This window comes from Streptomyces durmitorensis, assembly GCF_023498005.1.
GTDB lineage: Bacteria > Actinomycetota > Actinomycetes > Streptomycetales > Streptomycetaceae > Streptomyces > Streptomyces durmitorensis.
In genome coordinates this window covers 6,435,477-6,455,917 of record NZ_CP097289.1, presented here as the reverse complement: position 1 = coordinate 6,455,917, position 20,441 = coordinate 6,435,477, and the positions used below count along the sequence as shown (strand labels likewise).

The window sequence follows — 20,441 nt, the reverse complement described above, 5'->3', positions numbered from 1 at the left end:
GTGCGCTTTCTTCTCCCGCCCACCCGACCGTTTGCCCCGCGGCAGAAAGTGGCTCAAGGGCATGAGAGATCCTTCGCTGCGGCGCTCGCTCACCCTCTTCCGGGCCTTCCTGCGCGAGCAGCAAGAGCCCGAGCGGTGTTACACCCTGCTCGCCCGTGACGCCGCCGACCAGGTCGAGGCCTATGGACCGGTCAAGGGCCGTGTCGTCGTCGATGTCGGCGGTGGCGGCGGCTACTTCACCGAGGAGTTCCGGCGGCGCGGCGCGCAGAGTTTCCTCTTCGAGCCGGACCCGGCCGAGCTGGGCGCCAAGCCGCCGGAGGGTTCGGTCGTCGCCGACGGCTACCTGCTCCCGCTGGCGGACGGCGTCGCCGATGTCACTTTCTCCTCCAACGTCCTCGAGCACGTGGACGATCCGCAGACGTTCCTCAGCGAGATGGTGCGGGTGACCAGGCCGGGTGGTCTGATCTACGTCTCCTTCACCAACTGGTACTCGCCGTGGGGCGGCCACGAGTGGGCGCCCTGGCACTACCTGGGCGGCGCCCGTGGGCGCGCCCGCTATGAACGACGTACCGGTAAAGCAGCCAAACACACGCTCGGCGAGAACCTCTTCGCTCACCACGTCGGCCCGACCCTGCGCCAAGTGCGGGCGAGGGAAGACGTGTCCGTCGTGTCCGCACGGTCCCGCTACTGGCCGTTCTGGGCCAGTGGCATCACCAAAGTGCCGGGTGTACGCGAGTTCGCCACCTGGAATCTCCTCCTCATCCTCAGGCGGTGTCCATGACCACGGTCCAGGCCCCACCCCCGGCGGCAGTCCGGCCAACGGCTGACGCCCCCGAACCCGGCAGAGGTCCGCGCTCCAAGCGCTGGCTCCTCGGGTTCTGGGCCGTGGTCTTCGTCCTCTTCCTGGCCGTGAAGCCGGGGCGGATGACGTTCGACACCAAGCTGGGGGTCGCCGTCGACCCCTGGCAGTTCCTCTCCGACCTGGGCCAGCTCTGGCACGACCGGGGCGGCTTCGGCGGGATCCAGGACCAGTACGTCGGCTATACGTGGCCGATGCTGCCGTTCTACGGCCTGGCGGATCTCGTCCAGCTGCCCGTGTGGCTCGCGGAGCGGCTCTGGCTCTCGCTGATCGTGGCCACCGCGTTCTGGGGTGCGCTGCGGCTCGCCGAGCGGCTGCGGATCGGCAGCAGTTCGAGCCGGCTGATCGGCGCGGTGGCGTACGCCCTGTGGCCGACGTTCACGGTCGTCGTCGGGTCGACGTCGGCGGCGGCACTGCCCGGCGCCCTGCTGCCGTGGGTGCTGCTCCCGCTGACGAACGACCGGATCAGCGCGCGCTCGGCGGCCCTGCGCTCGGCGCTCGTCATCCCCTTCATGGGCGGCGTGAACGCGGCGGCGACGCTGGCGTCCCTCCTTCCGGTGGGCCTGTATCTCCTGTCGAGACCGAACGGCCCGCGCAAGCGGAAGCTGATCACCTGGTGGGTGCCCGGCGTCATCCTCGCCACCGCCTGGTGGGTGGTGCCGCTGTTGATGCTCGGCATCTACGGCGAGAACTTCCTTCCGTACGTGGAGAATTCGGCCACCACGACCGGCACGATGTCGGCCACGGAGACGCTGCGCGGCGCCGGCAACTGGGTCGCGTACCTGCACTTCGGCGAGGCATGGCTGCCCGCGGGGTGGACGGTCGCGACGTCCGTGATCGTCGTCGTCTGCTCGGCGCTCGCCGCCGCTCTCGGCCTCGCCGGGCTCGCGCGGCGCGATCTGCCGGAGCGGCGCTGGCTGGTCCTGACCGTGCTCTCGGTCGTCCTGATCACGCTCGCCGGGTACGGCGGCGCGTTCGGGGCGCCCTTCCACGAGACGGTGCAGTCGTGGCTGAACGGCGGGCTCGTCCCCTTCCGCAACATCTACAAGTTCCAGACGGGCCTCGCGCTCGCCCTTGTCTTCGGTCTGATGCATCTCGTGGGCGTGGCCGCGCAGTCGCGCGGGGCGCGGCCGGTGCGCGGGCGCAAGTTCGCCCCGCTGATCGCCGCCCTGCTGGTCCTTCCGGGGCTCGCCTTCCCTTACTTGAACGGCTCGATCCTCCAGCCCGGTTCGTTCCAGAAGCTGCCCAACTACTGGGAGGCGACGGGCGACTGGCTGAAGAAGTACTCCCCCGACTCCCGCGCGCTCGTGGTGCCCGCCACCGCGCACGGCATCTACACCTGGGGCTCGCCCATCGACCAGCCCCTCGACGTGCTCGCCGAGTCGCGCTGGGCGCAGCGGGACTACGTCCCGTTCGGCACGCCCGGCAACCGGCGCGCGATGGACGCGGTGGAGCAGGCGCTCACGACGGGCGGCGCGGTCCCCGGTCTGCGCGACTACCTGACGCGCGCGGGCCTGTACTACGTCGTCGTACGCAATGACCTCGACCCCGACCAGATCGGGAACGTGCCCACCGCGACCGTGAAGCGGACCCTGGAGGAGTCGGGCTTCGACCGTGTCACCGGCTTCGGTCCGACAGAGACCGGCGGAACGATCCCCAAGGACACGCCCCTCCAGGTCGAGGGCCTCTACCCGCGCGAGCGCGCGGTGGAGATCTACGCCCCGAGCTCGGGCGCCGAGCGGCCGGGGCAGGCCGGGATCAAGCCGGTCTCCAACACGGCCGTGGTGAGCGGCGGCCCCGAATCGCTGCTCCAGCTGTCCGCCGACCCCTCGATGCGCGACCGCCCCTCCGTCCTGACGGGCGACAACCACCCGGGCGTCGGAACTCCCGGCCTGCAGGCGGTCGGTGACGGACTTCGCCGGGCCGACACGCGCTTCGGCCTGGTCAACTCCAACACCTCCTATACGTACACACCGGGCGAACGCAACGCGAGCGACGCCGTCCAGGACGCGGGCAAGAAGCCCCACCAGATCCTCCCGACCAAGGGGATCGAGCACCAGACGACGGCGGTGCTGCGCGGCGCGAAGTCCGTGACGGCGTCGAGCTACGGCAACTGGCTCTTCCACCTGCCGCAGTACGACCCCGTGAACGCCTTCGACGGCAACCCCGCCACTTCGTGGGCCGAGGGCAGCCCCGGAAAGCCGAAGGGCGCCTGGATCAAGGCGGAGTTCAGGTCCAAGGAGTCCATCCCCGCCTCGATCCGGGTCATCCCGCTGCCGCAGGAGGGCGTGCGGGCCGCGCCGACGCGGGTGAAGGTGGAGACGGAGCAGGGCAGCCGCACGAGTTCGCTCCAGCCCAACGGCATGCGGCAGAGCGTCAAGGCCCCTGCCGGTGATTCCAGCTGGCTGAAGGTCACCATCCTCGACGCGCAGATCGGCCACGAGGGCCTGACGGGCGCGGGGTTCTCGGAGATCACCGTGCCGGGTGTGCGCGTGACGAAGCTGCTCCAGCTGCCCAAGGACACCGGGTCCGACGCCAGTCGGGAAGGGGCCGCGGGCGCCGACGCGACGACGTACTCGATGCACCGCTCCTCGGACCCGAGCGCGCTGTCGCCGGTCAACTCCGAGGCGGGGCTGCACCGCCGCTTCGAGACTCCGGCCGAGGCCGAGTACGAGGTGAGTGCGAGCGCGGTCGCCGTGCCGGGGTCCGATCTTGACAAGCTGCTCTACAAGGTGGCTCCGGAGCAGAAGGACCAGATCGTCGCGAGCGCCGACTCCACGTCGAAGCTCGGCGGCAGCCTGTCGCCGCGCAACCTCACGGACGGCGATCTGACGACGGCCTGGATCGCCGGTGACAGTCCGGTGGTCCATCTGAAGTGGAAGGGCAAGCAGCCGATCGGTGAGATCGTCCTTCCGGCGGCGGGCGGGCTCTCGACGCGCCCCGAGAAGATCGAGATCAGCTCGCCGGACGGTGCGGCGGTCGCCGGGGTCGACGAGAACGGCAACGCGCGGTTCTCTCCGATCACCACGGACGAGCTGACCGTCACGATCACCGAGACCGCGCCCCTGACGGTCCACAACCCGGTGGCGGACGACGACCTGCAACTGCCGGTGGGCCTCACCGAGGTCTACGTCCCGGCCCTGGACAAGTACCGGACGAAGCAGCCCGCGGCCTCGGAGAAGTTCGAACTCGCCTGCGGGGAAGGCCCGGAGCTCGCCGTCGACGGCAAGCTGTACGCGACGAGCGCCAAGGGTTCCGTACGGGATCTGGTCGAGCGGCGGCCCATCGAGGTGACGCTCTGCTCGCGCGGCACGGAGAACACGAAGGTCTCCCTCGGCTCCGGCGAGCACACCGTCGAGGCCGGGGACGCGGGTCCGCTCACCCTCATGGACGTCTCGCTGACGCAGGGGACGCCGGGCACGATCGACGAGGAGTCCCGTTCCCTGAACATCAAGGACTGGCTCGGCGACCGGCGCGAGATCGCGGTGGGCGCGGGCGCGGCCTCCTATCTCTCGACGTACGAGAACGTCAACGACGGCTGGAAGGCGACGCTCAACGGCAAGGAGCTGTCGTCCGTACGCCTCGACGGCTGGCAGCAGGGCTTCCTGGTCCCCGAGGGCGAGGGCGGCACGGTCAAGCTGAGTTACGAGCCGTCGCGGATCTACGAGATCGGCCTGATCGGCGGCGGTGTCGCCGTCCTGGCCCTGCTCGCCCTGGTCCTGATCCGGCGCCGCGAGCCGAACCCGGACGGTCCCGACCTGGCGCCGCCCGCGCCCGGTCTGATCCTGGGCACGGTGGCGCTGACGCTGGTGGCCGCGGTGATCGCGGGCTGGTTCGCGCTGCTCGTGCCGGCGCTGGCCCTCCTCGCGTGGCGCCGTCACGCGCTGCTCGTCCCGCTCGCCTTCGTGGCGATGGCCGGGGCGGGGATCGTGGCGGCGGTGGGAGCTGGTGAGCCGACGACGTCGGACGCGGGCGCGTTCAGCCCGGCCGCCCAACTCCTGGCGCTCATCGCTCTGTTCGCGGCGCTGGTGAGCGTGCGGGGTGCCGCCGCGGAGGAACCGGCGGCGTACGGATCCGGGGACACGGGTGGAGGTGGCGAGGCCGCCCCCTGGGGTCCGCCTCCGCACCAGCCGCCTGCGCACCAGCCGCCGCCCGCGGCTCCTCCGGTGGCGCCTCAGCCGCTGGGTCCCGACCGGGATCTGGGGACGACGCCGCTGCCGCGCAGGAAGCGCGGGGAGAACGAGCCGGGCGGCCCCGGCAGCGGCCAGGACGGTGGCGCGCCGCAGGCGGCCACCAGCTCCACCATCTCCGCCAGGGGCCCCGCGTCCGCCCAGCCGGAACCGGCACCGTCGGGCACGCGGACCGCGCGGACCACGCGCTTCAGGCGGCGCAGGCCAAGGTCGGAGGAGGGGCTCGCGGGAGCCGCGGCGCCCTCCGCCCCCGGGGAGGACACGGAACGATGACCGCACTCGATCACCCGGCACGTCACGCGGACGGACCCGAACGGCCCCCGGAGCGCGTGCCGTTCCCCGTCGTCGACGAGGTCGCCCGGCACTGCCTCCAGGAGGAGGAGCCGGAGACGGTACACATCGAGGTCCACCTGCCGGGCACCCCGGACCCGGCCCGCCTGAAGGCCGCGTTCAACGAGGCCCTGCGCCGCCACCCGCGCATCCTGATGCGGGAGGCGCGGGGGCCTTGGTACCGCCGCCGCTACGAGTGGGAACTGACGGCGGATCCGGACGTGGAGGTCGTGACGTTCCCGTCCGCGGAACGGGACGCCCTGAAGAAGGCCCGCGTCCGCTCCCTGTCCGAGGCCCCACCCCTGTCGGCCTCACCCCCGATCCGCTTGGAGGTGATCGCCGCCTCCGGCGGGGGTGACGGCGGGGGCAGTGCGCATACCCACGCCGAGCGCGTCACTCCGGGCAGCGCAGCCGCCCCGACCTCGCCCGGCGCGGGTGACGCACTCGCCTCGGGCGACAACCCGGCGGTCGCCGAGTCGAGCGGAGCCACCGCAAGCGCAGAGGCGGGCACGGCCGACTCCAGCAGCCTCGGTGTCCCCAACACCCCGGGAACCACCCACACGGAAGGCACCCAGCCTGTCCCCGGCAGCACAGGCGGCACGACGGGTGCGGGTGGCGCGGCGGGTGCGGGCGGCACGACGGGTGCAGGCAGCACAGCAGGTGCAGGCAGCACGACGGGTGCGGGCGGCACGACGGGTGCAGGCGGCACGGCAGGTGCGGGCGGCACGACGGGTGCAGGCGGCACAGCAGGTGCAGGCAGCACGACGGGTGCAGGCAGCACAGCAGGTGCAGGCAGCACGACGGGTGCAGGCAGCACAGCAGGTGCAGGCAGCACAGCAGGTGCAGGCAGCACAGCAGGTGCAGGCAGCACAGCAGGTGCAGGCAGCACGACGGGTGCAGGCAGCACAGCAGGTGCAGGCAGCACGACGGGTGCAGGCAGCACAGCAGGTGCAGGCAGCACGACGGGTGCAGGCAGCACAGCAGGTGCAGGCAGCACAGCGGGTGCGGGCGGCACAGCGGGTGCGGGCGGCACAGCGGGTGCGGGCGGCGCGGCGGGTGCGGGTGGCGCGGTGAATGCCGCTGCCTCCGGCGCCTTGGGGAGCACTGGCACCGGAGGCACCCCGCCCAGCTCAGGGCGCCCCGCCAGCGAAAGGCGCCCCGCCAGCAGCAGCAGCGTCCTTTTCCTCACCATCAACCACACCGCCCTCGACGGCCCCGCCTGCCTCCGCGTCCTCGCCACCGCCGCCGAGCTGTACGGCGGGCAGGACAACTCCCCCGCCGCGCCCCCGCTGCGTACGCCCTCGCCCTCCGCTCCCGAGCGTGCCGAGGACGTCGGCGACGCGCCCTCCGGGTGGGCTCCTCCCGCCCGCGTCTCGCGCGGCACCCCCGAGCCCTCCCCCGGCAACGGCATGCTCGTCGCCGAGTTCTCCGTGCCGCGGCGGCCCAAGGGGGCGCCGTTCACCGTGAACGATCAGCTCATGGTGGCGACCGCGCTGATGATCGCGCACTGGAACCGGGAGCACGGGGCCCGGCCCAAGCCGTTCCGGATCACCATGCCCGTCGACGACCGGACCCGGGACATGGACATGCCCATCGGGAACGGCACGCGGCTCGTCGAAGTGCCTTTCAGCGCGGCCGAGTTGACCTCCGAGGACTGGGGGCCGCAGGACATCGGCGCACTCCTGCGCCGCACCGCCGACCGCACCCGCGCCCTCAAGGCCCTCCCCCGGCCCCAACTCGGCCGTGGGGCAGCCCTGCTGACCTCGCCCGTCCTGCCCGTCACCCTCAGAGCCGCCGTCACGCGCGGCCTGCGCAGAGCCGCAGCGCCCTGGACCTCCACCACGCTGCTCAGCAACATCGGGCGCGTTCCGTACTCCCTCGACTTCGGTGACGCGGGACGCGCGCACGCCGTCTGGTTCTCCGCCCCCGCCCGTCTGCCACGCGGCCTGACCGTGACCACGGCGTCCACCGCGGGCCGCCTGCACGTGGCCCTGCGCTGGTCGAAGTCCCTGCTCAGCAGCGGTGACGGAGCCCATCTGCGCGACCTCTTCGAGCACTACCTCCACGCCACGGAGCACACGGAGCACACGGAGGAGGGGACCACGCCGTGACCAGTACCAGCACCGCACCCCGCGACCTGCGGGACTTCTACGAGGACCCCTCCGTCCCCGTCGCCTCCGGCGACGCCCGCAGCCTGCGCCAGGCCCGGATGCTCGCCGACGCCATCGGCCCCGCCACCGCCCGCACCTCCGTCGTCCTCGACATCGGCTGCGGCGACGGCACCGCGGCGGCGGCCGCCGCCCCGTTCCTCGCGGGGCATCGCGTCGTCGGCGTCGACTGGTCCCAGGACGCCCTCAAGCGGGCGCACGCGCACCTGCCGTACGTCGTGCGCGGTGAACTCACCGACGGCGGGCTGCCGTTCGGCGACGGTTCCGCCGACGCCGTCCTCTTCAGCGAGGTCATCGAGCATCTCGTCGATCCCGACAGCGCTCTCGACGAACTGCGCAGAGTGCTCAGGCCAGGGGGGCATCTGATGCTGTCCACACCCAACCTCGCCGCCTGGTACAACCGCGGCCTCCTGCTCGCCGGGGTGCAGCCCGTCTTCTCCGAGGTCAGTCTGCGCGGCATCCACGGGAGGCCGGGGAGCGAAGTCGTGGGGCATCTGCGGCTCTACACCGCCCGCGCGCTGCGGGAGTTCGTCGCCGCGTCCGGCTTCGAGGTGGTGCGCCTCGCCGGCGCGCCCTTCCACGGCGTACCGCGTCCGCTGCGCGCCCTGGACCGGCTCGCCTGCGCCGTGCCGAGCGCCTCGTCGATCCTGCTGCTGCACGCCCGAAGGACGTAAGGCATGTGGTGGGGTGTGGCCGCGGCCCTCCTTGCGAACGTCCTCTACAGCACCGGGTTCGTCCTGGAGAAACGTGCCCTCACCGCGATGCCCTCCGTCAGCGTGCGCAGTCCGGCACGGCTGCTGCGGCAGGTGATCTCGAGCCCGCTGTGGATCGGCGGATCGCTCGCGCTCGCCGCCGGGTTCGGCGCGCAACTCGCCGTCTACCGGACGCTGCCGATCGCCGCCGCGCAGGGCATCTTCGTCTCCGGGCTCGTGCTCCTGCTGCTGCTCTCCTCCGTGCTGCTCGGGGAGCAGACGTCGGGGCGCGAGCGGTACGCCGTCGGGGCCATCCTCCTCGCGCTGCTCATGGTCGTCCTCTCGCTGAGCGAGGAGGCCGACACCGTGAGCCGCAGCGCGCCCGTGCCGCTCGTCCTCACGGTCTGTCTGCCCTCGCTCGCGGCGGGGGTCCTGCTCTACGGATCGGCCGAGCGGCGGGCCAGGCACCGGCACCGGCTGCCGACGACCGGGGTCGAGTACGGCGTCGCCGTCGGGCTCCTCTACGGCGTCAGCTCGCTCGCCATCAAGGGCGTGTCCAGCTATCTGACCACGGACGAACTCGGCTCGGCCCTGCTCGACCTGCTGCGCTCCCCGTATCCGTATCTCCTGCTGTTCACCGGCGCGTTCGGCCTGGTCATGTCCCAGGCGGCACTGCAGCGCTGCCGGGCCTCTCTCATAGTCCCCGTGTGCACGACGGTTACCGCGCTCTTCACCGCGGTACTCGGGACCCTGGCGTTCGGCGAGCCGCTGCCCGAGGAGCCGCTGCGGCTCGCCCTGCGGATCGCGGGCACGGCGCTCGCGGTGTCCGTGCTCCTCGCCATGCCCAAGCACGACGCGCCACCGCCTCAACCGACGCCCCCGACCAAGGAGTTGACGAGCTGATGAACCCCGAAGACCCGCTTCTGAAGATCCTGGCCTGTCCGCTGGACAAAGGGCCGCTGCATCTCCTGGAGCCCGCGGAACCCCTCGTACCGCAAGAGGTCCTCTACAACCCGCGCCTGCGCCGCCGCTACCCGATCGTCGACGGCATACCGCAGCTGCTGCCCTCCTCGGGAGAGCAGATGTCGGAGGACGAGCACGAGCAGCTCCTGAAGCGGATCTCCCCGTGACGGGGCCCGAAAGGTCCGTCGCCAAGCCCCACAAGACCGTGGCCGCCCGCCTCGCCCCGCACCTGCCCGCCCGGCTGATCGCCTCCCTGGCCCGCCTCGTCTACCCCCGCTTCGAACCGGAGCTTGCCCGCCTCTCCGACCTCTGCCCGCGCGGCTGCTCCACCGCGGTGGACGTCGGCGGCTGGTACGGCCCCTGGTCGCGCCGCCTGGCCTCGCGTGCGCGCCGCGTGGTGACCGTGGAGCCCGTCCCGCATCTGGCCAGGCTCCTTGAGACCTCCACGCCGGGCAACGTCCGGGTGGTCCAGGCCGCCGCCACCGACCGCCCCGGCACGGCCAGGCTCTGGCTGCCGCAGGGCGACCGCGGGGACCGCGGGGTCTCCTCGCTCATCCGCAGGGACATCCACGCCAAGGCGGTCGAGGTGCCCTGCCTCACCCTGGACGGGCTCGGCCTGCGTGACGTCGACTTCATCAAGATCGACGTGGACGGCAACGAACTGCCGGTCCTGCACGGCGCCCACGATCTGCTCAAACGTGACCGGCCCGCCCTCTTCATCGAGCTGGAGTCCCGCATCCAGCCGATCAGGCCGATCATCGAGCTGCTCACCCGCCACCACGGCTACCAGGGCTGGGTCCTGCCCCACGACACGTGGCTGCCGCTGGCCGGCTTCGACCTGGAGGCGCACCAGAACGACACGTCGTACGTCGTGTCGCAGGGGCTGCTGCGCAGGGTGCTCACTCCGCGCAGACCCCGGTACGTCAACTCGGTGCTCTTCCTTCCCGAAGGGCGCCGCCCGGGAGCCGCGGTGGTGCGCGACCATGGAGCGCATGTCCGCTAGCTCCGCCCACGGCCCCACGCCATCGGGCCCGTTCACCCCTCTCGACTTCCAGCTGGTCCTGTTGCGCCGCATGGCCGACCACAATCCGGACCTGGTGGAGGCGGCCCGCCACGAGCTCGGCGTCTCCATCGCGCAGATGCGCGAGGCCAACCGCCGCTGGCAGGCGATGAGCCGCTCCGCCCGCTCGCGCGGCGCGGTCTCCCGCTACCGCTCGGTGCTCGGCGCCCCCGAGGCCACCGTGCCCCGCCGGATCGGTGACCTGGAGTGCGAGGCCCTGGTGTGGCCGGTGCCGCTCTGGCAGGACCTGCGCTTCGAGGTCCTGCGCGCACCGAACGGCGCGGTGTGGAACGAGTGGCTGATCCGCGCGCCCGGCGCCCAGGGGCCGACGCTCCATACGCTGGACGACCTCACCCCCTGGTCGTGCACGGTGGACGAGGCCGCCCGCGCGTTCGCCCCGGCCCGCCCGATGGAGGGCACGGCGCCCACGCGCTGGCGGCTCGCCTTCACCGCGCCGGACGGGTCCGGTCAGCCGCGGCGCTGCGTCGCGGAGTTCACCTGGGGGCTGCTGCAACGGCTCTCGCTGCCGGACTCCCCCGGCGGCGGCTGACGCCTGCGCAGGAGTGCCGCCGCCCCCACCATGAGCGCCATCGTCACCAGGAGCGCGCTCACCCACAGCGGCGAGCGGTGGCCGAGCCCCGCCGAGAGGGCGATGCCGCCGCCCACGGGGCCGATCGCGGCGCCCACGTTCAGCGCGGCCGTGGCGAAGCCGCCCGCGAGCGTGGGGGCGCCGGTCGCCGCGTACAGCGCCTGGGTGATCAGCGCGGAGCCGACGCCGAAGGACAGCGCGCCCTGGACGAGGACGAGCACGACGGCCACCACCGGATTCCCGGCGGTCAGCGCGAACAGCACCCACCCGGCGAGCAGCGCCACCGCGCCCGTGAGCAGGAACGGCACGGGCCGCGCGTCGGCGAACCGCCCGGCGGCCGTGACCCCGATGAACGACCCCACGCCGAAGAGCGCGAGCAGCGCGGGCACCCAACTCTCCGAGAAACCGGTGACGTTGGTGATCACCGGCGAGAGATAGGTGAACGTGCAGAAGGTCGCGCCGTTCACCAGCGCCCCCAGGAGCAGAGTCACCAGGAGGCGCGGTGCACGCAGCGACCGCAGCTCTCCGCGCGCGCCGGCCCCCGCGATGTCGGGCGCACCGGCGGGCACGGACCGCAGGATGGCGATGAGGGCGGGCACCGAGACCAGGGCCACCGCCCAGAAAGCGGACCGCCACCCCCAGAACTGGCCGAGGAGCGCGCCGCCGGGCACGCCCGCGACACAGGCGAGGGTGACGCCGCCGAGCAGCACGGACGTGGCCCGCCCCTTGGCGTTCGGCTCGACCATGCCGATGGCGGCAACCAGGGCCACGGCGAGGAACCCGGCGTTGGCGAGCGCACCGACGACCCGGGTCGCGAGCAGCACGGCGAAGCTGTCCGTCAGCGCTCCGACGACATGGACGAGCAGAAAGGTGACCAGGAAGGCGAGCAGCGCGGTCCTGCGCGGCCACCGGCGGCCGACGACGGCCATCAACGGCGCACCGACGATCATCCCCACGGCGAAGGCCGAGGTCAGGATGCCCGCGGTCGAGAGGGACACATCGAGGTCGGCGGCGATGTCAGGGCCGAGACCGGAGAGCATGAACTCGGATGTGCCTTGCGCGAAGACGGCAAGGCCGAGCATGTAGAGAGCAAAGGGCATGAGAAGACTCCGCACCCACGTCAGGGGTCGACAAGGCGGCGGCTCAGCCGTGCGGCTGCCGCGCCAAGGAGAAAAGGGGGATGTCGGTCCGCGCTTCGGCGATGGATCCGGTGACGTGAGAGAGGGCCACCGGACATGCCGGCCGGTGGCTAGAGTCTGTCGGACTCGGGACTGGACATGGCCGCAGGCTAATCAGGCCGCACGCGCCACGTCCACCCGATTAACTCGCGGCGGTCAGTATCTCCTCGGTCACGGCTGCCAGCGAGGCCTGGTGCAGGAAGAGGAAGAGGTTCGGCTCGACGAGTTCGAGCTCCATGACGCAGGGCGCGCCGCCGTCCGCGTCGTCGACGAGGTCCACGCGCGCGTACAGCAGCTCGGGCGAGCCCGGGACGGCGGCCAACGCCCGCTCGGCGAGGTCGAGTTCGGCGGGGGTCGGCTGCCACGGGCGCAGGTCGGGGTGCGGCATCTTCTCGTCGTCGTACGCGGTGCCGGGCGCGAGCACCGCGCCCTTCTGTATGGCGTGCAGGAACCGCCCGCCGACGTAGACGAGCGCGCGCTCGCCGGTCTCGTCGATGCGCGGCATGTAGGGCTGCACCATCGCGGTGAGGCCCTCGCCGTGCATGCGCTCGATGTGCGCGGCGGCGGCGTCGTACGCGCCCTTCTCGTACCGGGCGGCGTAGCGCGCGCCCGCACCGGACGTGGGCTTGACGACGAACTCGCCGTCGTCCGGTATCTCCACGGTGTCGCCGGGCGCCAGATAGCGGGTCGGCACGACGGGAATCCCGGCCGTCGCGAGGTCCTCCAGGTACCGCTTGTCGGTGTTCCACCGCACCACGGACGCCGGATTGGCCAGGACGGTGAGCCGCGCGACACGGCCCGCCCAGGCCACGAACTCGGTGACGCGCTCGCTGTAGTCCCAGGCGGACCGGATGACGACGAGGTCGAAGCCCTCCCAGTCGACCCGCGGGTCGTCCCAGGACACGGTGGCGACGTCCGCGCCCGCCGCGCCGAGCGAACGTGCCAGCTCGGGGAGGTCACGGTCGAGGCCGGTCTCCAGCTGGGGCCTGCTGGTGACCAGGGCGATCGTGGGGCGGTCGGGTGACACGGAGGCCTCCAGGGTTCGATGATCCGCCCCGCAGGCTAACAACTTCTCGACGTGCTCCCGACAAGGCCCTTGCCCAGGTCAGCGCGGCGGTGCGGCGCCGCGATCAGTGGGGCCCCTCGACGAGACGGAGCACGGCCCGCAGCCCCCGCACCGCCCCCGGCGCCGCACCCCCCGGCAGCACATAGGCCCGCAGCCCGGCGCTCGCGGCCCCGCCGTCCTTGGCGGGGTGGTCGCCGACCATGAGGGTGTCGGCGGGGGCCACGCCCAACTCCGCGCAGGCGTGGCCGAAGAGCCGCGGGTCGGGCTTCTCCGTGTCGTGTTCGTACGAGTGGACCCAGCTGCCGAACCAGCGGTCGAGGCCGTGCCGGGCGAACGTCGGCCGCAGATCCCAGCCGACGTCGCTGACCACCCCGAGCGCGATGCCGCGCGCGTCGAGCTCGGCCAGGGTGCGCTCGGCGTCCACGTACGGCAACCAGTGCTCGGGGGAACGGAGTTGGTCGTAGAGAACGCTGGCGAAGGGGGCGAGCGCGGGAGCCGAGGCGTACCACGTGGTGAACGCGTGGCGGTGGGCCGTGGACGAGACGTCGCGTGCGTGCTGGGCCTCGATCACGGCAGGGTCCGAGAGGCCCGCCTCAAGGGAGGTGAGGATGGCGTCCATCTCCCGCTCGCCCACTGGGCCGGGCAGTGCGGCGCGGATGCGGTCCTCGTACGACCGGACCTGGAACAGCGTCCCGGAGAAGTCGAAGAGCACCGCCCTGGGGCGCGTCACCGGGGCGGGGGCCACGGCGCGGAGCGGGCCCTCGGGGCCGGAGACGGGCGGGAGCTGGGGAGTTGGCATGGGATCTCCCTATCGGCCGCCGCGTAAGGCCGCGATGAGGGTCGGCGCGGCACGACGCGGCACGACCCCGGACACGCGGCGCCTCGCGGGGTGCGAGGCGCCGGTGCCGGTACCGCGTCCGCCCGGGGAGGACGCGGTGAACTCGGTGAACTCGGTGGAGCCGGTGGAGCCGGAAGGCCACAGGCCTCAGAGGATGAAGACGCTCTGCGCCGTCTCCGTGTGGTACGTCTCGCCCGGATAGACGAGCCACTCGACCTGGCCGGTGCAGCCGGGGCCGGAGTGCACCTCCGCGATCGCATCCGTTTCGTTGGTCACCGAGGACGGGAACCAGTCGATGGGGTAGCAGCCGCTCGGGTCCTTGTGTTCCTGGCCGTTGACGATCAGGACACCCTCCGCCGCGTACGCCGAGCCCGGCACCCCGATCGCCAGGCTCGCGGCGGCCGCGAGCGCCCCCAGGGTCACGGCCATGCGTCGTCGCATCATGGTGAGATCTCCATCCACCGTGCGGACCGCTCCCGACGCGACCCGCTGGAGTCACCCACAGTATGCGATCAGACACTCCACGTATCCGGCGCGCGGAGGCACCTGCCCCCGACACGTGCGCCGTTCACTTCCCTTCACCGCTCGGTCACGCCACTCGCGCACCACGGTCACCAATCGGCCCAACTGGGCTATGTGCAACGGGAGTTCGTATGATGCGGCCATGGCAAGTCACGGGGATCTCATAGCGGGGCGCTACCGCATCACGACGCCGCTCGGGCGCGGCGGCATGGGCACGGTCTGGCGAGCGGAGGACGATCTCCTGGGCCGCGCCGTCGCGGTGAAGGAGCTGCACGTCGACGCGGGGCGGTCGGCCGCCGACGCGGCGGCCCTGCGCGAACGCACCCTGCGCGAGGCGCGCTCGGTCGCGCAGGTGAAGCACCCCGGCATCCTGGTCCTGCACGACGTCGTCCAGCACGCCGAGCAGCCCTGGCTCGTGATGGAGCTGATCGACGGCCGCTCGCTCGCCGACCGGATGTCCCTGGAGGGACCGGTCCCGCCCGCCGAGGCCGCCCGTATCGGCCTCGCCCTGATCGCCGCGCTGCGAGCCGCGCACACCGGCGGGGTGCTGCACCGTGACCTCAAGCCCGCGAACGTACTCCTGGAGGCGGGCACGGAGCGCGTGGTGCTCTCCGACTTCGGGATCGCGCAGGTCGCCGGGCAGACGACGCTCACGGAGACGGGCGCGTTCGTCGGTTCGCCCGAGTACACCGCCCCGGAGCGCATGTCGGGCAAGCGCACGGGCCCGGAGTCCGATCTCTGGTCGCTGGGTGTGCTGCTCTGCGCCGCCGTGGAGGGCGAGTCGCCGTTCCACCGCGACTCGGTGGCGGGGGTCCTGCACGCCGTCGTCATGGACGAGATCAGGATCCCGGACTCGGCGGGACCGCTGACTCCCGTCGTACGCGGCCTCCTCGAACGGGATCCCGAGCGGCGGCTGGGCGCCGACGAGGCCGAGCAGGCGCTGCGGGGCTTCCTGGTGGAGGAGCGGATGCCCACCGTGCCCCGCACACCGGTGCCCTCCGAGCCCGCGCGGCCTTCCCCGCCCGACGAGGCGATCGTGCTCGGCTCCGCCCCGGCACCGGCCGCGCGCCCCCGGATCCGTACGGCTCTCCTGGCCGGCGCGCTGGTCGCCGCGCTCGCGGCGGGCGGCACCGGCACCTGGCTCATGACCCGGGACGACTCCGGTACGAGGTCGGAGGCGAAGGGAGGCGGCGGCGCCGCGGACGAGGTGCGCGAGAAGCAGGAGACCGAGGAGCCGGGCAAGAAGCCGTCCAAGAGCGCCGACAAGCCGAAGAACCCCGGCAGGAACGGCAAGAAGAGCCCCGCCGCCCCCAAGCCTTCCCCGGAAGGCACCGGCAAGGCCACCCCAGCGGGCACGGCCGCCCCCGCCGAGCCGGACGAGCCCGCCGACGACCCGGCCCCCGCGGGCTACCGGACGGTCTCCGACCCGACCGGCTTCACGATGGTGACGCCCACCGGCTTCGCCCGCTCGTCCGAACCACCCCGCGTCTTCTACAACTCGGCGGACGACGCCTTCCGCATCGGCGTCCACCCCCAGCCCCTGGACCCAGAAGGGCCGCTCGCGGTGATGCGGCAGGCGCACAAGGACGGCCCTTCGGACTACCCCGGCTACCGCGACGGCTCGGTCCGGGAGACCACGCACAACGGCCACCCCGCGGCCGTCTGGGAGTTCACCTGGGACGGCGGCTCCGGCGACGGCGGGCCGCGCCGCACCTTCGACCTGAGCTGGGACGAGGGCGGCAAGATGTACGACCTGTGGGTCTCCGCGCCCGCCGGGCAGGCGGCGAAGGGCGAGCGTCACTTCGTCGAGGCGCACCGGTCCTTCACGCGGACGGGCTGACGGACCGCTTCGAAAATGCGAACAGGGGAGCAGTTGTTCCCTGGAACAGGTGACCGTCGCGCCAGGGATTGCATGTGACGCATGTGATTGACGATGATTACGGAACGCAAGCAACGGGCTGCAGACCGTAGTTGCCGCGTTCCCGGTCCATGTCCCATACGAGGACCGGCAGTTGAAAGATCCTGAGCACGTCCCACAAGGAGAAGCACCACCATGAACATCATCACTGACGTCGTCGCCGGTATCGCCCACTTCCTCGGCTGGCTGGTCTGACGTCACCCGTAGTTCCCGCAGCGACGCCGTCTCCCCCGTCCCACGGGGAGGCGGCGTCGCCGCGTGCGGCAGGCGCCTGAAGGCGTCAGCGCGTCGGAAGGCGTCAGCGCGTCGGATCCGGATAGAAGTCCCGCGCCGCTCCCCTGCCGTCCTTCGCCTTGCCGAGCAGGCTCCCCGGATACTCCACGAGCCAGTAGCTCGCCGTCCCGACCGCCAGGGCGACGGCGAGGACGATCAGCGCGGCGAACGGGAAGCCCGCCTGACCGGTCGGCACGAGGCCGGACTTGATGAGCTGGAGCATCACCGGCTCGTGCCAGATGTAGAGGCTGTAGCTGATGAGCCCGACCGCCGTCACCCAGCGCGCCCTCAACAGGCCGTGCCAGCACACCTGTTCACGCGCGCGGACGTGCAGCGTGGCGTAGAGCAGCGCGAACCACAGCAGGGCCGCGATCGGGTGGTAGAAGGTGTGGGCGAAGTTCTCGGCTTCGGAGAGGTACGACAGGGCGTAGAGCCCCGCGAGCGCCACCACCGCGAGAGGCACCGTCGCCCGCGCGCTCAACTTGCCCCGCTCGCCGAGCGCCACGAGCAGCACCGCGAGCGCCATGCCCGCGGCGAATCCCCCGAAGCGGGCCTGCGGACCGAAGTACACCGGCCAGTCGGTGTGCGGCACCCCGACGACGTAGTGCGCGACGGAGATCCAGACCAGCGGCAGCACGAAGAGCGCCGCACACCCCGACAGGCACACGGCGACCCGCGCCCGCCGCGTCGCAAGCCCCCGGCACACCCGCACCGCGAGCGGCCCGAGCGCGACGAGCGCCAGGTAGAAGGCGACCTCGAGGGAGAGGGACCAGGTGGGCCCCAGGGTGTAGAAGATCCGCTCCTGGTCGAAGACGTGCGTGAAGGTGAGGTGCCCGACCAGGTCGCGCCAGTCGCCCGGCAGCGTCGGATTGCGGCTCGCCCAGACGACGAGCACCGCCAGGAAGTACAGCGGCAGGATCCGGATCGCCCGCCGGAAGAGGAAGGTCTTCCCCGTACGGATCGAGCCTCCGTCGATGGCCGCGCGGGCGTACGACAGCGTGAGCAGATACGCGGACATCACGAAGAAGAGGTCGATCACCTCCAGCGAGACCAGCGCGCCGACCCACGGGCTCTCGACCGGTGGGTGCGCCCCCGCGGCGTCGTACGTGTAGTACTCCTGCCACACGTGGAAGAGGACCGTGCTCAGGGCGGCGAGGCCGCGGAATCCCTGGAGTTCGAGCGCGCGCCCGCGGGAGGCGGGAGGCGCGGGAGCCGCCGCCTCGGACACCCCGGCGGGCCGCGCGACGGTCAGCGTGCTCATGCCCGCACCGCCGGGTCCGCGACCACCCCTGGTTCGGTGGCGGCGCGCGGCGTGACCCGCCACTGCCGGTCGCCGAGCGCCTCCTTCAGATGCGCCTGGCGCGCCACCATGTTCTTGAAGTGGCTGTAGAAGAACGTCGACACGAACAGATAGCGCCAGAACCACGCCTTGCGGCGCCGCAGTTCGGGCACCGCGAGCCGCCACGCGAAGGCCGCCTGCACCACCCCGGCCGACATGGTGAACGCCGCCGCCGTCAGGCAGACGGGCACCGCCCAGTCCAGGCGGTCGGCGCCGCCCGCGCGCCAGGCCGCGTGCACCAGGATCGGCAGGATCTGGAGCGTGAGCCACGGCTGGACCTCGCGCCAGCCGAGCAGCGCGAAGAGGCCCGCCTTCTGCCTGCGCGAGTACACCGGGGAGCGCAGCGCGCCCCACAGGTGCCGCAGCGAGACCTGGAGCCAGCCCTGCGCCCAGCGCGAGCGCTGGTTCCACAGCGGGCGAAGGAGCGTCGGCGCCAGCTCGCGCGAGATGAGCGTGCGGTCCATGGCGAACCGCGCGCCTTCGTTCAGGGCGCGCAGGGTGGAGTCGATGTCCTCGGTCAGCATCGAGCCGTGCATCCGGGTCCTCGCGAGCAGATCCGTGCGCCAGAAGCCGTTCGAACCGCCGAAGACCCCGAAGCCGTACATCCTGGTCCGTCCGGGATGACTGACCGCGTAGATCGTCTCGAACTCGACGCCGACCGTCCTCGCGACCCACGAGCTGTCGCCGTTGCGGATCACGCAGTGGCCCTGGACGACGTCGTAGCCGTTGGACAGCCAGTCCCACGCGTGCCGGAAGGCGTTCGGGGCGGGGTGGTGGTCGGCGTCGAAGATGCCGACGAACTCGCCGTGCACCCGCGTGACCGCCGCGTTGATGTTCTGCGCCTTGGACGTGCTCCCGGCCACCGGGAGCAGCACGAGGCGCGGATCGCGGACCGCCATGTCGCGCAGGGTGTCCTCGACGGGCAGCGGGTGCGGGGTGTTGTACGCGAGGACGATCTCCAGGTCGCCGGGGTAGTCGAGCCGCAGGAACGACTCGACGGTGTCGACGATCGTCGCCGCCTCGTTCGGCAGATAGGCGGCGATGACGGCGCTCGCGGACGGATAGGGCTGGCCAGGACGCTCGGGCCTGGGCGTCGCGTCCAGCGAGAACAGGCACTCCAGCATGATGAGCAGCGCGGAGAGCACGAGCCCCGCCACCACCACCCAGTACGCGAACCCGGCCGCGTCCCAGCCCAGTTCGTACGCCTGCTGGTAGAGCACGAACGGCACGCCCACGCCGAGCACCAGCGGAAGCACCGGGGACAGCAGCCGGGCCGTCCAGGTGAGCAGCGCCCGCAGGCCTGCGCGGGCCCGGCGGTGGCCGTGCGGGGCGCTCGTGCGCATCCACGGCTCGTAGCGGACGGGGCGCAGGTCCCGGTGGCGCACGGCCTCGGACACGGCGTCGCGCGCGTGCTCGGCCGCCCGGGTGTGGTCGGCGTACTCGGCGAGCGGGGTCCAGCCGACGGCCGGGGTGAGCCGGACGTTCTCGTCGGCGACGACGAAGCGCGTCCCGGCCACGGACACGGCGAACTCCCGCAGGCTCCGGGTCGCGGTCTCCTCGTCGACACCGGGCATGAGCACGAGGAGCTGCCCGGCCTCGTCCCAGCCGAGCCGGTCGCACACGCCGCCGAGGCGTTCTGCGACACCCGCCAACCGCTCGGCGACCTCGCGCCGCACACGCGGCCCGAGCCATGTCTCCAGGGCCGCCATCTCGGCGACGCCGACGACGGCGAGGACGCCGCCGCGCCGTGCGGCGGACGGGCGGCTGAGCTCGCGGTCGAGTTCGTCCATGAAGTGCGGCCCCGAGTAGAGGCCGGTGCGCGGATCGCGCAGCAGGTTCTCCACCGGGACCGGCACGCGGTGCAGTTTGGCCGCTATCCGCGCCGACAGCTCGCGCGGGTCGCAGGCCTCCGGCAGGCAGTCGTCGGCGCCGTGCCGCAGCAGATCGGCGACGGTGGCGGGGGCCGGGGTTCGGGCCGCCGTGACCATGAGCAGCGGAAGTGCCTGCCCTGCCGGGTCGGCGCGGACCTCGCGGATGACGTCGAGGCCCTGGCCCCGGCCGTCGGGGCCGTCGTCGAGGGCCACGATCGCGTCCGGTGGCGCCTGCCTGACCTGGCGGTGCACGTCGCCGGGGACGGCGTGGGTGACGTCGTACCCGGTGAGTCGCAGGGTTCGGGTGAGCAGTTCACGGCTCGGGCCCGGTGAGCCGACGGCCAGGATGTGGCCGCCGGTCGGTGGTGCGGAGGAAGGATTCGGTGACGTGGAGGAAAGGTGCGGTGTCAGCACCGGTGTGACGGACATCTATGTGGTCCCATCCTGTTCGGATTGTGGGGGGAGGACCGCTTGGTTTTCGATGGTTCTCGTTGAGCCGCCAACTAGCACTGAAACAGGGGCCAATCGGTCACATCAGCCTCAACGATCACTGTGACACCGCACCTTCACTGACGTAACGCTCTG

Annotated in this window: 14 protein-coding genes and 2 pseudogenes; 10 read left to right on the top strand and 6 right to left on the bottom strand. The window is 72.3% G+C overall.

Going from position 1 to position 20,441, the window contains the following annotated elements; all coding sequences use genetic code 11:
• Positions 1-61 precede the first annotated feature (61 nt).
• The 9 genes and pseudogenes from M4V62_RS28760 (at position 62) to M4V62_RS28720 (ending at position 10,812) form a co-directional block, all read left to right on the top strand.
• The gene (locus tag M4V62_RS28760) at positions 62-781 is read left to right on the top strand and encodes a class I SAM-dependent methyltransferase (RefSeq protein WP_249590095.1); all 720 of its coding nucleotides are present in this window, start codon (positions 62-64) and stop codon (positions 779-781) included.
• On the top strand, positions 778-5,322 hold the full coding sequence (locus M4V62_RS28755; protein ID WP_249593048.1) for a DUF3367 domain-containing protein: 4,545 nt from the start codon (positions 778-780) through the stop codon (positions 5,320-5,322). The genes M4V62_RS28760 and M4V62_RS28755 overlap by 4 nt, the downstream gene beginning before the upstream one ends.
• Positions 5,319-5,720, top strand: a pseudogene (locus M4V62_RS28750) (condensation protein); the annotation flags it as partial. The gene M4V62_RS28755 and the pseudogene M4V62_RS28750, both read left to right, overlap by 4 nt.
• 714 nt (positions 5,721-6,434) lie before the next feature.
• Positions 6,435-7,490 (top strand): annotated as a pseudogene (locus M4V62_RS28745) (condensation protein); the annotation flags it as partial.
• Positions 7,487-8,221, top strand: coding sequence for a class I SAM-dependent methyltransferase (locus M4V62_RS28740; RefSeq protein ID WP_249590094.1), 735 nt, complete (start codon positions 7,487-7,489; stop codon positions 8,219-8,221). The pseudogene M4V62_RS28745 and the gene M4V62_RS28740, both read left to right, overlap by 4 nt.
• Positions 8,222-8,236: 15 nt before the next feature.
• The gene (locus tag M4V62_RS28735) at positions 8,237-9,142 is read left to right on the top strand and encodes a hypothetical protein (protein ID WP_249593047.1); all 906 of its coding nucleotides are present in this window, start codon (positions 8,237-8,239) and stop codon (positions 9,140-9,142) included.
• Positions 9,142-9,369 (top strand): Trm112 family protein, encoded by a 228-nt coding sequence (locus tag M4V62_RS28730; protein WP_249590093.1) that lies wholly within the window; start codon positions 9,142-9,144, stop codon positions 9,367-9,369. The genes M4V62_RS28735 and M4V62_RS28730 overlap by 1 nt, the downstream gene beginning before the upstream one ends.
• Positions 9,366-10,205: an FkbM family methyltransferase gene (locus tag M4V62_RS28725; RefSeq protein WP_249590092.1), complete on the top strand. Its 840-nt coding sequence runs from the start codon at positions 9,366-9,368 to the stop codon at positions 10,203-10,205. Before M4V62_RS28730 ends, M4V62_RS28725 begins: the two co-directional genes overlap by 4 nt.
• A complete protein-coding gene (locus M4V62_RS28720) occupies positions 10,186-10,812 on the top strand; it encodes a hypothetical protein (protein WP_249590091.1) in 627 nt (208 codons plus the stop codon). The genes M4V62_RS28725 and M4V62_RS28720 overlap by 20 nt, the downstream gene beginning before the upstream one ends.
• Here the strand turns inward: M4V62_RS28720 and M4V62_RS28715 are convergent.
• The 4 genes from M4V62_RS28715 to M4V62_RS28700 form a co-directional block, all read right to left on the bottom strand.
• The gene (locus M4V62_RS28715; protein WP_249590090.1) at positions 10,731-11,951 is read right to left on the bottom strand and encodes a Cmx/CmrA family chloramphenicol efflux MFS transporter; all 1,221 of its coding nucleotides are present in this window, start codon (positions 11,949-11,951) and stop codon (positions 10,731-10,733) included. The two genes, M4V62_RS28720 and M4V62_RS28715, sit on opposite strands and share 82 nt — an antisense overlap.
• Before the next feature lie 220 nt (positions 11,952-12,171).
• The gene (locus M4V62_RS28710; protein ID WP_425575073.1) at positions 12,172-13,056 is read right to left on the bottom strand and encodes an ATP-grasp domain-containing protein; all 885 of its coding nucleotides are present in this window, start codon (positions 13,054-13,056) and stop codon (positions 12,172-12,174) included.
• A 103-nt stretch (positions 13,057-13,159) separates the two neighbouring features.
• The gene (locus M4V62_RS28705; protein ID WP_249590089.1) at positions 13,160-13,894 is read right to left on the bottom strand and encodes an HAD family hydrolase; all 735 of its coding nucleotides are present in this window, start codon (positions 13,892-13,894) and stop codon (positions 13,160-13,162) included.
• 186 nt (positions 13,895-14,080) lie between these two features.
• Complete coding sequence (locus M4V62_RS28700; protein WP_249590088.1) at positions 14,081-14,377, bottom strand: hypothetical protein; 297 nt, start codon at positions 14,375-14,377, stop codon at positions 14,081-14,083.
• 220 nt (positions 14,378-14,597) lie between these two features.
• Here M4V62_RS28700 and M4V62_RS28695 point away from each other — a divergent pair, with 220 nt between their 5' ends.
• Positions 14,598-16,295: a serine/threonine-protein kinase gene (locus M4V62_RS28695; protein WP_249590087.1), complete on the top strand. Its 1,698-nt coding sequence runs from the start codon at positions 14,598-14,600 to the stop codon at positions 16,293-16,295.
• Positions 16,296-16,671: 376 nt separating this feature from the next.
• Here M4V62_RS28695 and M4V62_RS28690 read toward each other — a convergent pair whose 3' ends face one another.
• A complete protein-coding gene (locus M4V62_RS28690; RefSeq protein ID WP_249590086.1) occupies positions 16,672-17,907 on the bottom strand; it encodes an acyltransferase family protein in 1,236 nt (411 codons plus the stop codon).
• A complete protein-coding gene (locus tag M4V62_RS28685; protein WP_249590085.1) occupies positions 17,904-20,285 on the bottom strand; it encodes a glycosyltransferase in 2,382 nt (793 codons plus the stop codon). Before M4V62_RS28685 ends, M4V62_RS28690 begins: the two co-directional genes overlap by 4 nt.
• Positions 20,286-20,441 lie beyond the last annotated feature (156 nt).

Bases quoted from the DNA above. Each gene is read 5' to 3' on its own strand.
- M4V62_RS28690 (WP_249590086.1), bottom strand. From the start codon at position 17,907: ATGAGCACGCTGACCGTCGCGCGGCCCGCCGGGGTGTCCGAGGCGGCG.
- M4V62_RS28685 (WP_249590085.1), bottom strand. From the start codon at position 20,285: ATGTCCGTCACACCGGTGCTGACACCGCACCTTTCCTCCACGTCACCG.
- M4V62_RS28705 (WP_249590089.1), bottom strand. From the start codon at position 13,894: ATGCCAACTCCCCAGCTCCCGCCCGTCTCCGGCCCCGAGGGCCCGCTC.
- M4V62_RS28720 (WP_249590091.1), top strand. From the start codon at position 10,186: ATGGAGCGCATGTCCGCTAGCTCCGCCCACGGCCCCACGCCATCGGGC.
- M4V62_RS28755 (WP_249593048.1), top strand. From the start codon at position 778: ATGACCACGGTCCAGGCCCCACCCCCGGCGGCAGTCCGGCCAACGGCT.
- M4V62_RS28715 (WP_249590090.1), bottom strand. From the start codon at position 11,951: ATGCCCTTTGCTCTCTACATGCTCGGCCTTGCCGTCTTCGCGCAAGGC.
- M4V62_RS28730 (WP_249590093.1), top strand. From the start codon at position 9,142: ATGAACCCCGAAGACCCGCTTCTGAAGATCCTGGCCTGTCCGCTGGAC.
- M4V62_RS28695 (WP_249590087.1), top strand. From the start codon at position 14,598: ATGGCAAGTCACGGGGATCTCATAGCGGGGCGCTACCGCATCACGACG.
- M4V62_RS28700 (WP_249590088.1), bottom strand. From the start codon at position 14,377: ATGATGCGACGACGCATGGCCGTGACCCTGGGGGCGCTCGCGGCCGCC.
- M4V62_RS28760 (WP_249590095.1), top strand. From the start codon at position 62: ATGAGAGATCCTTCGCTGCGGCGCTCGCTCACCCTCTTCCGGGCCTTC.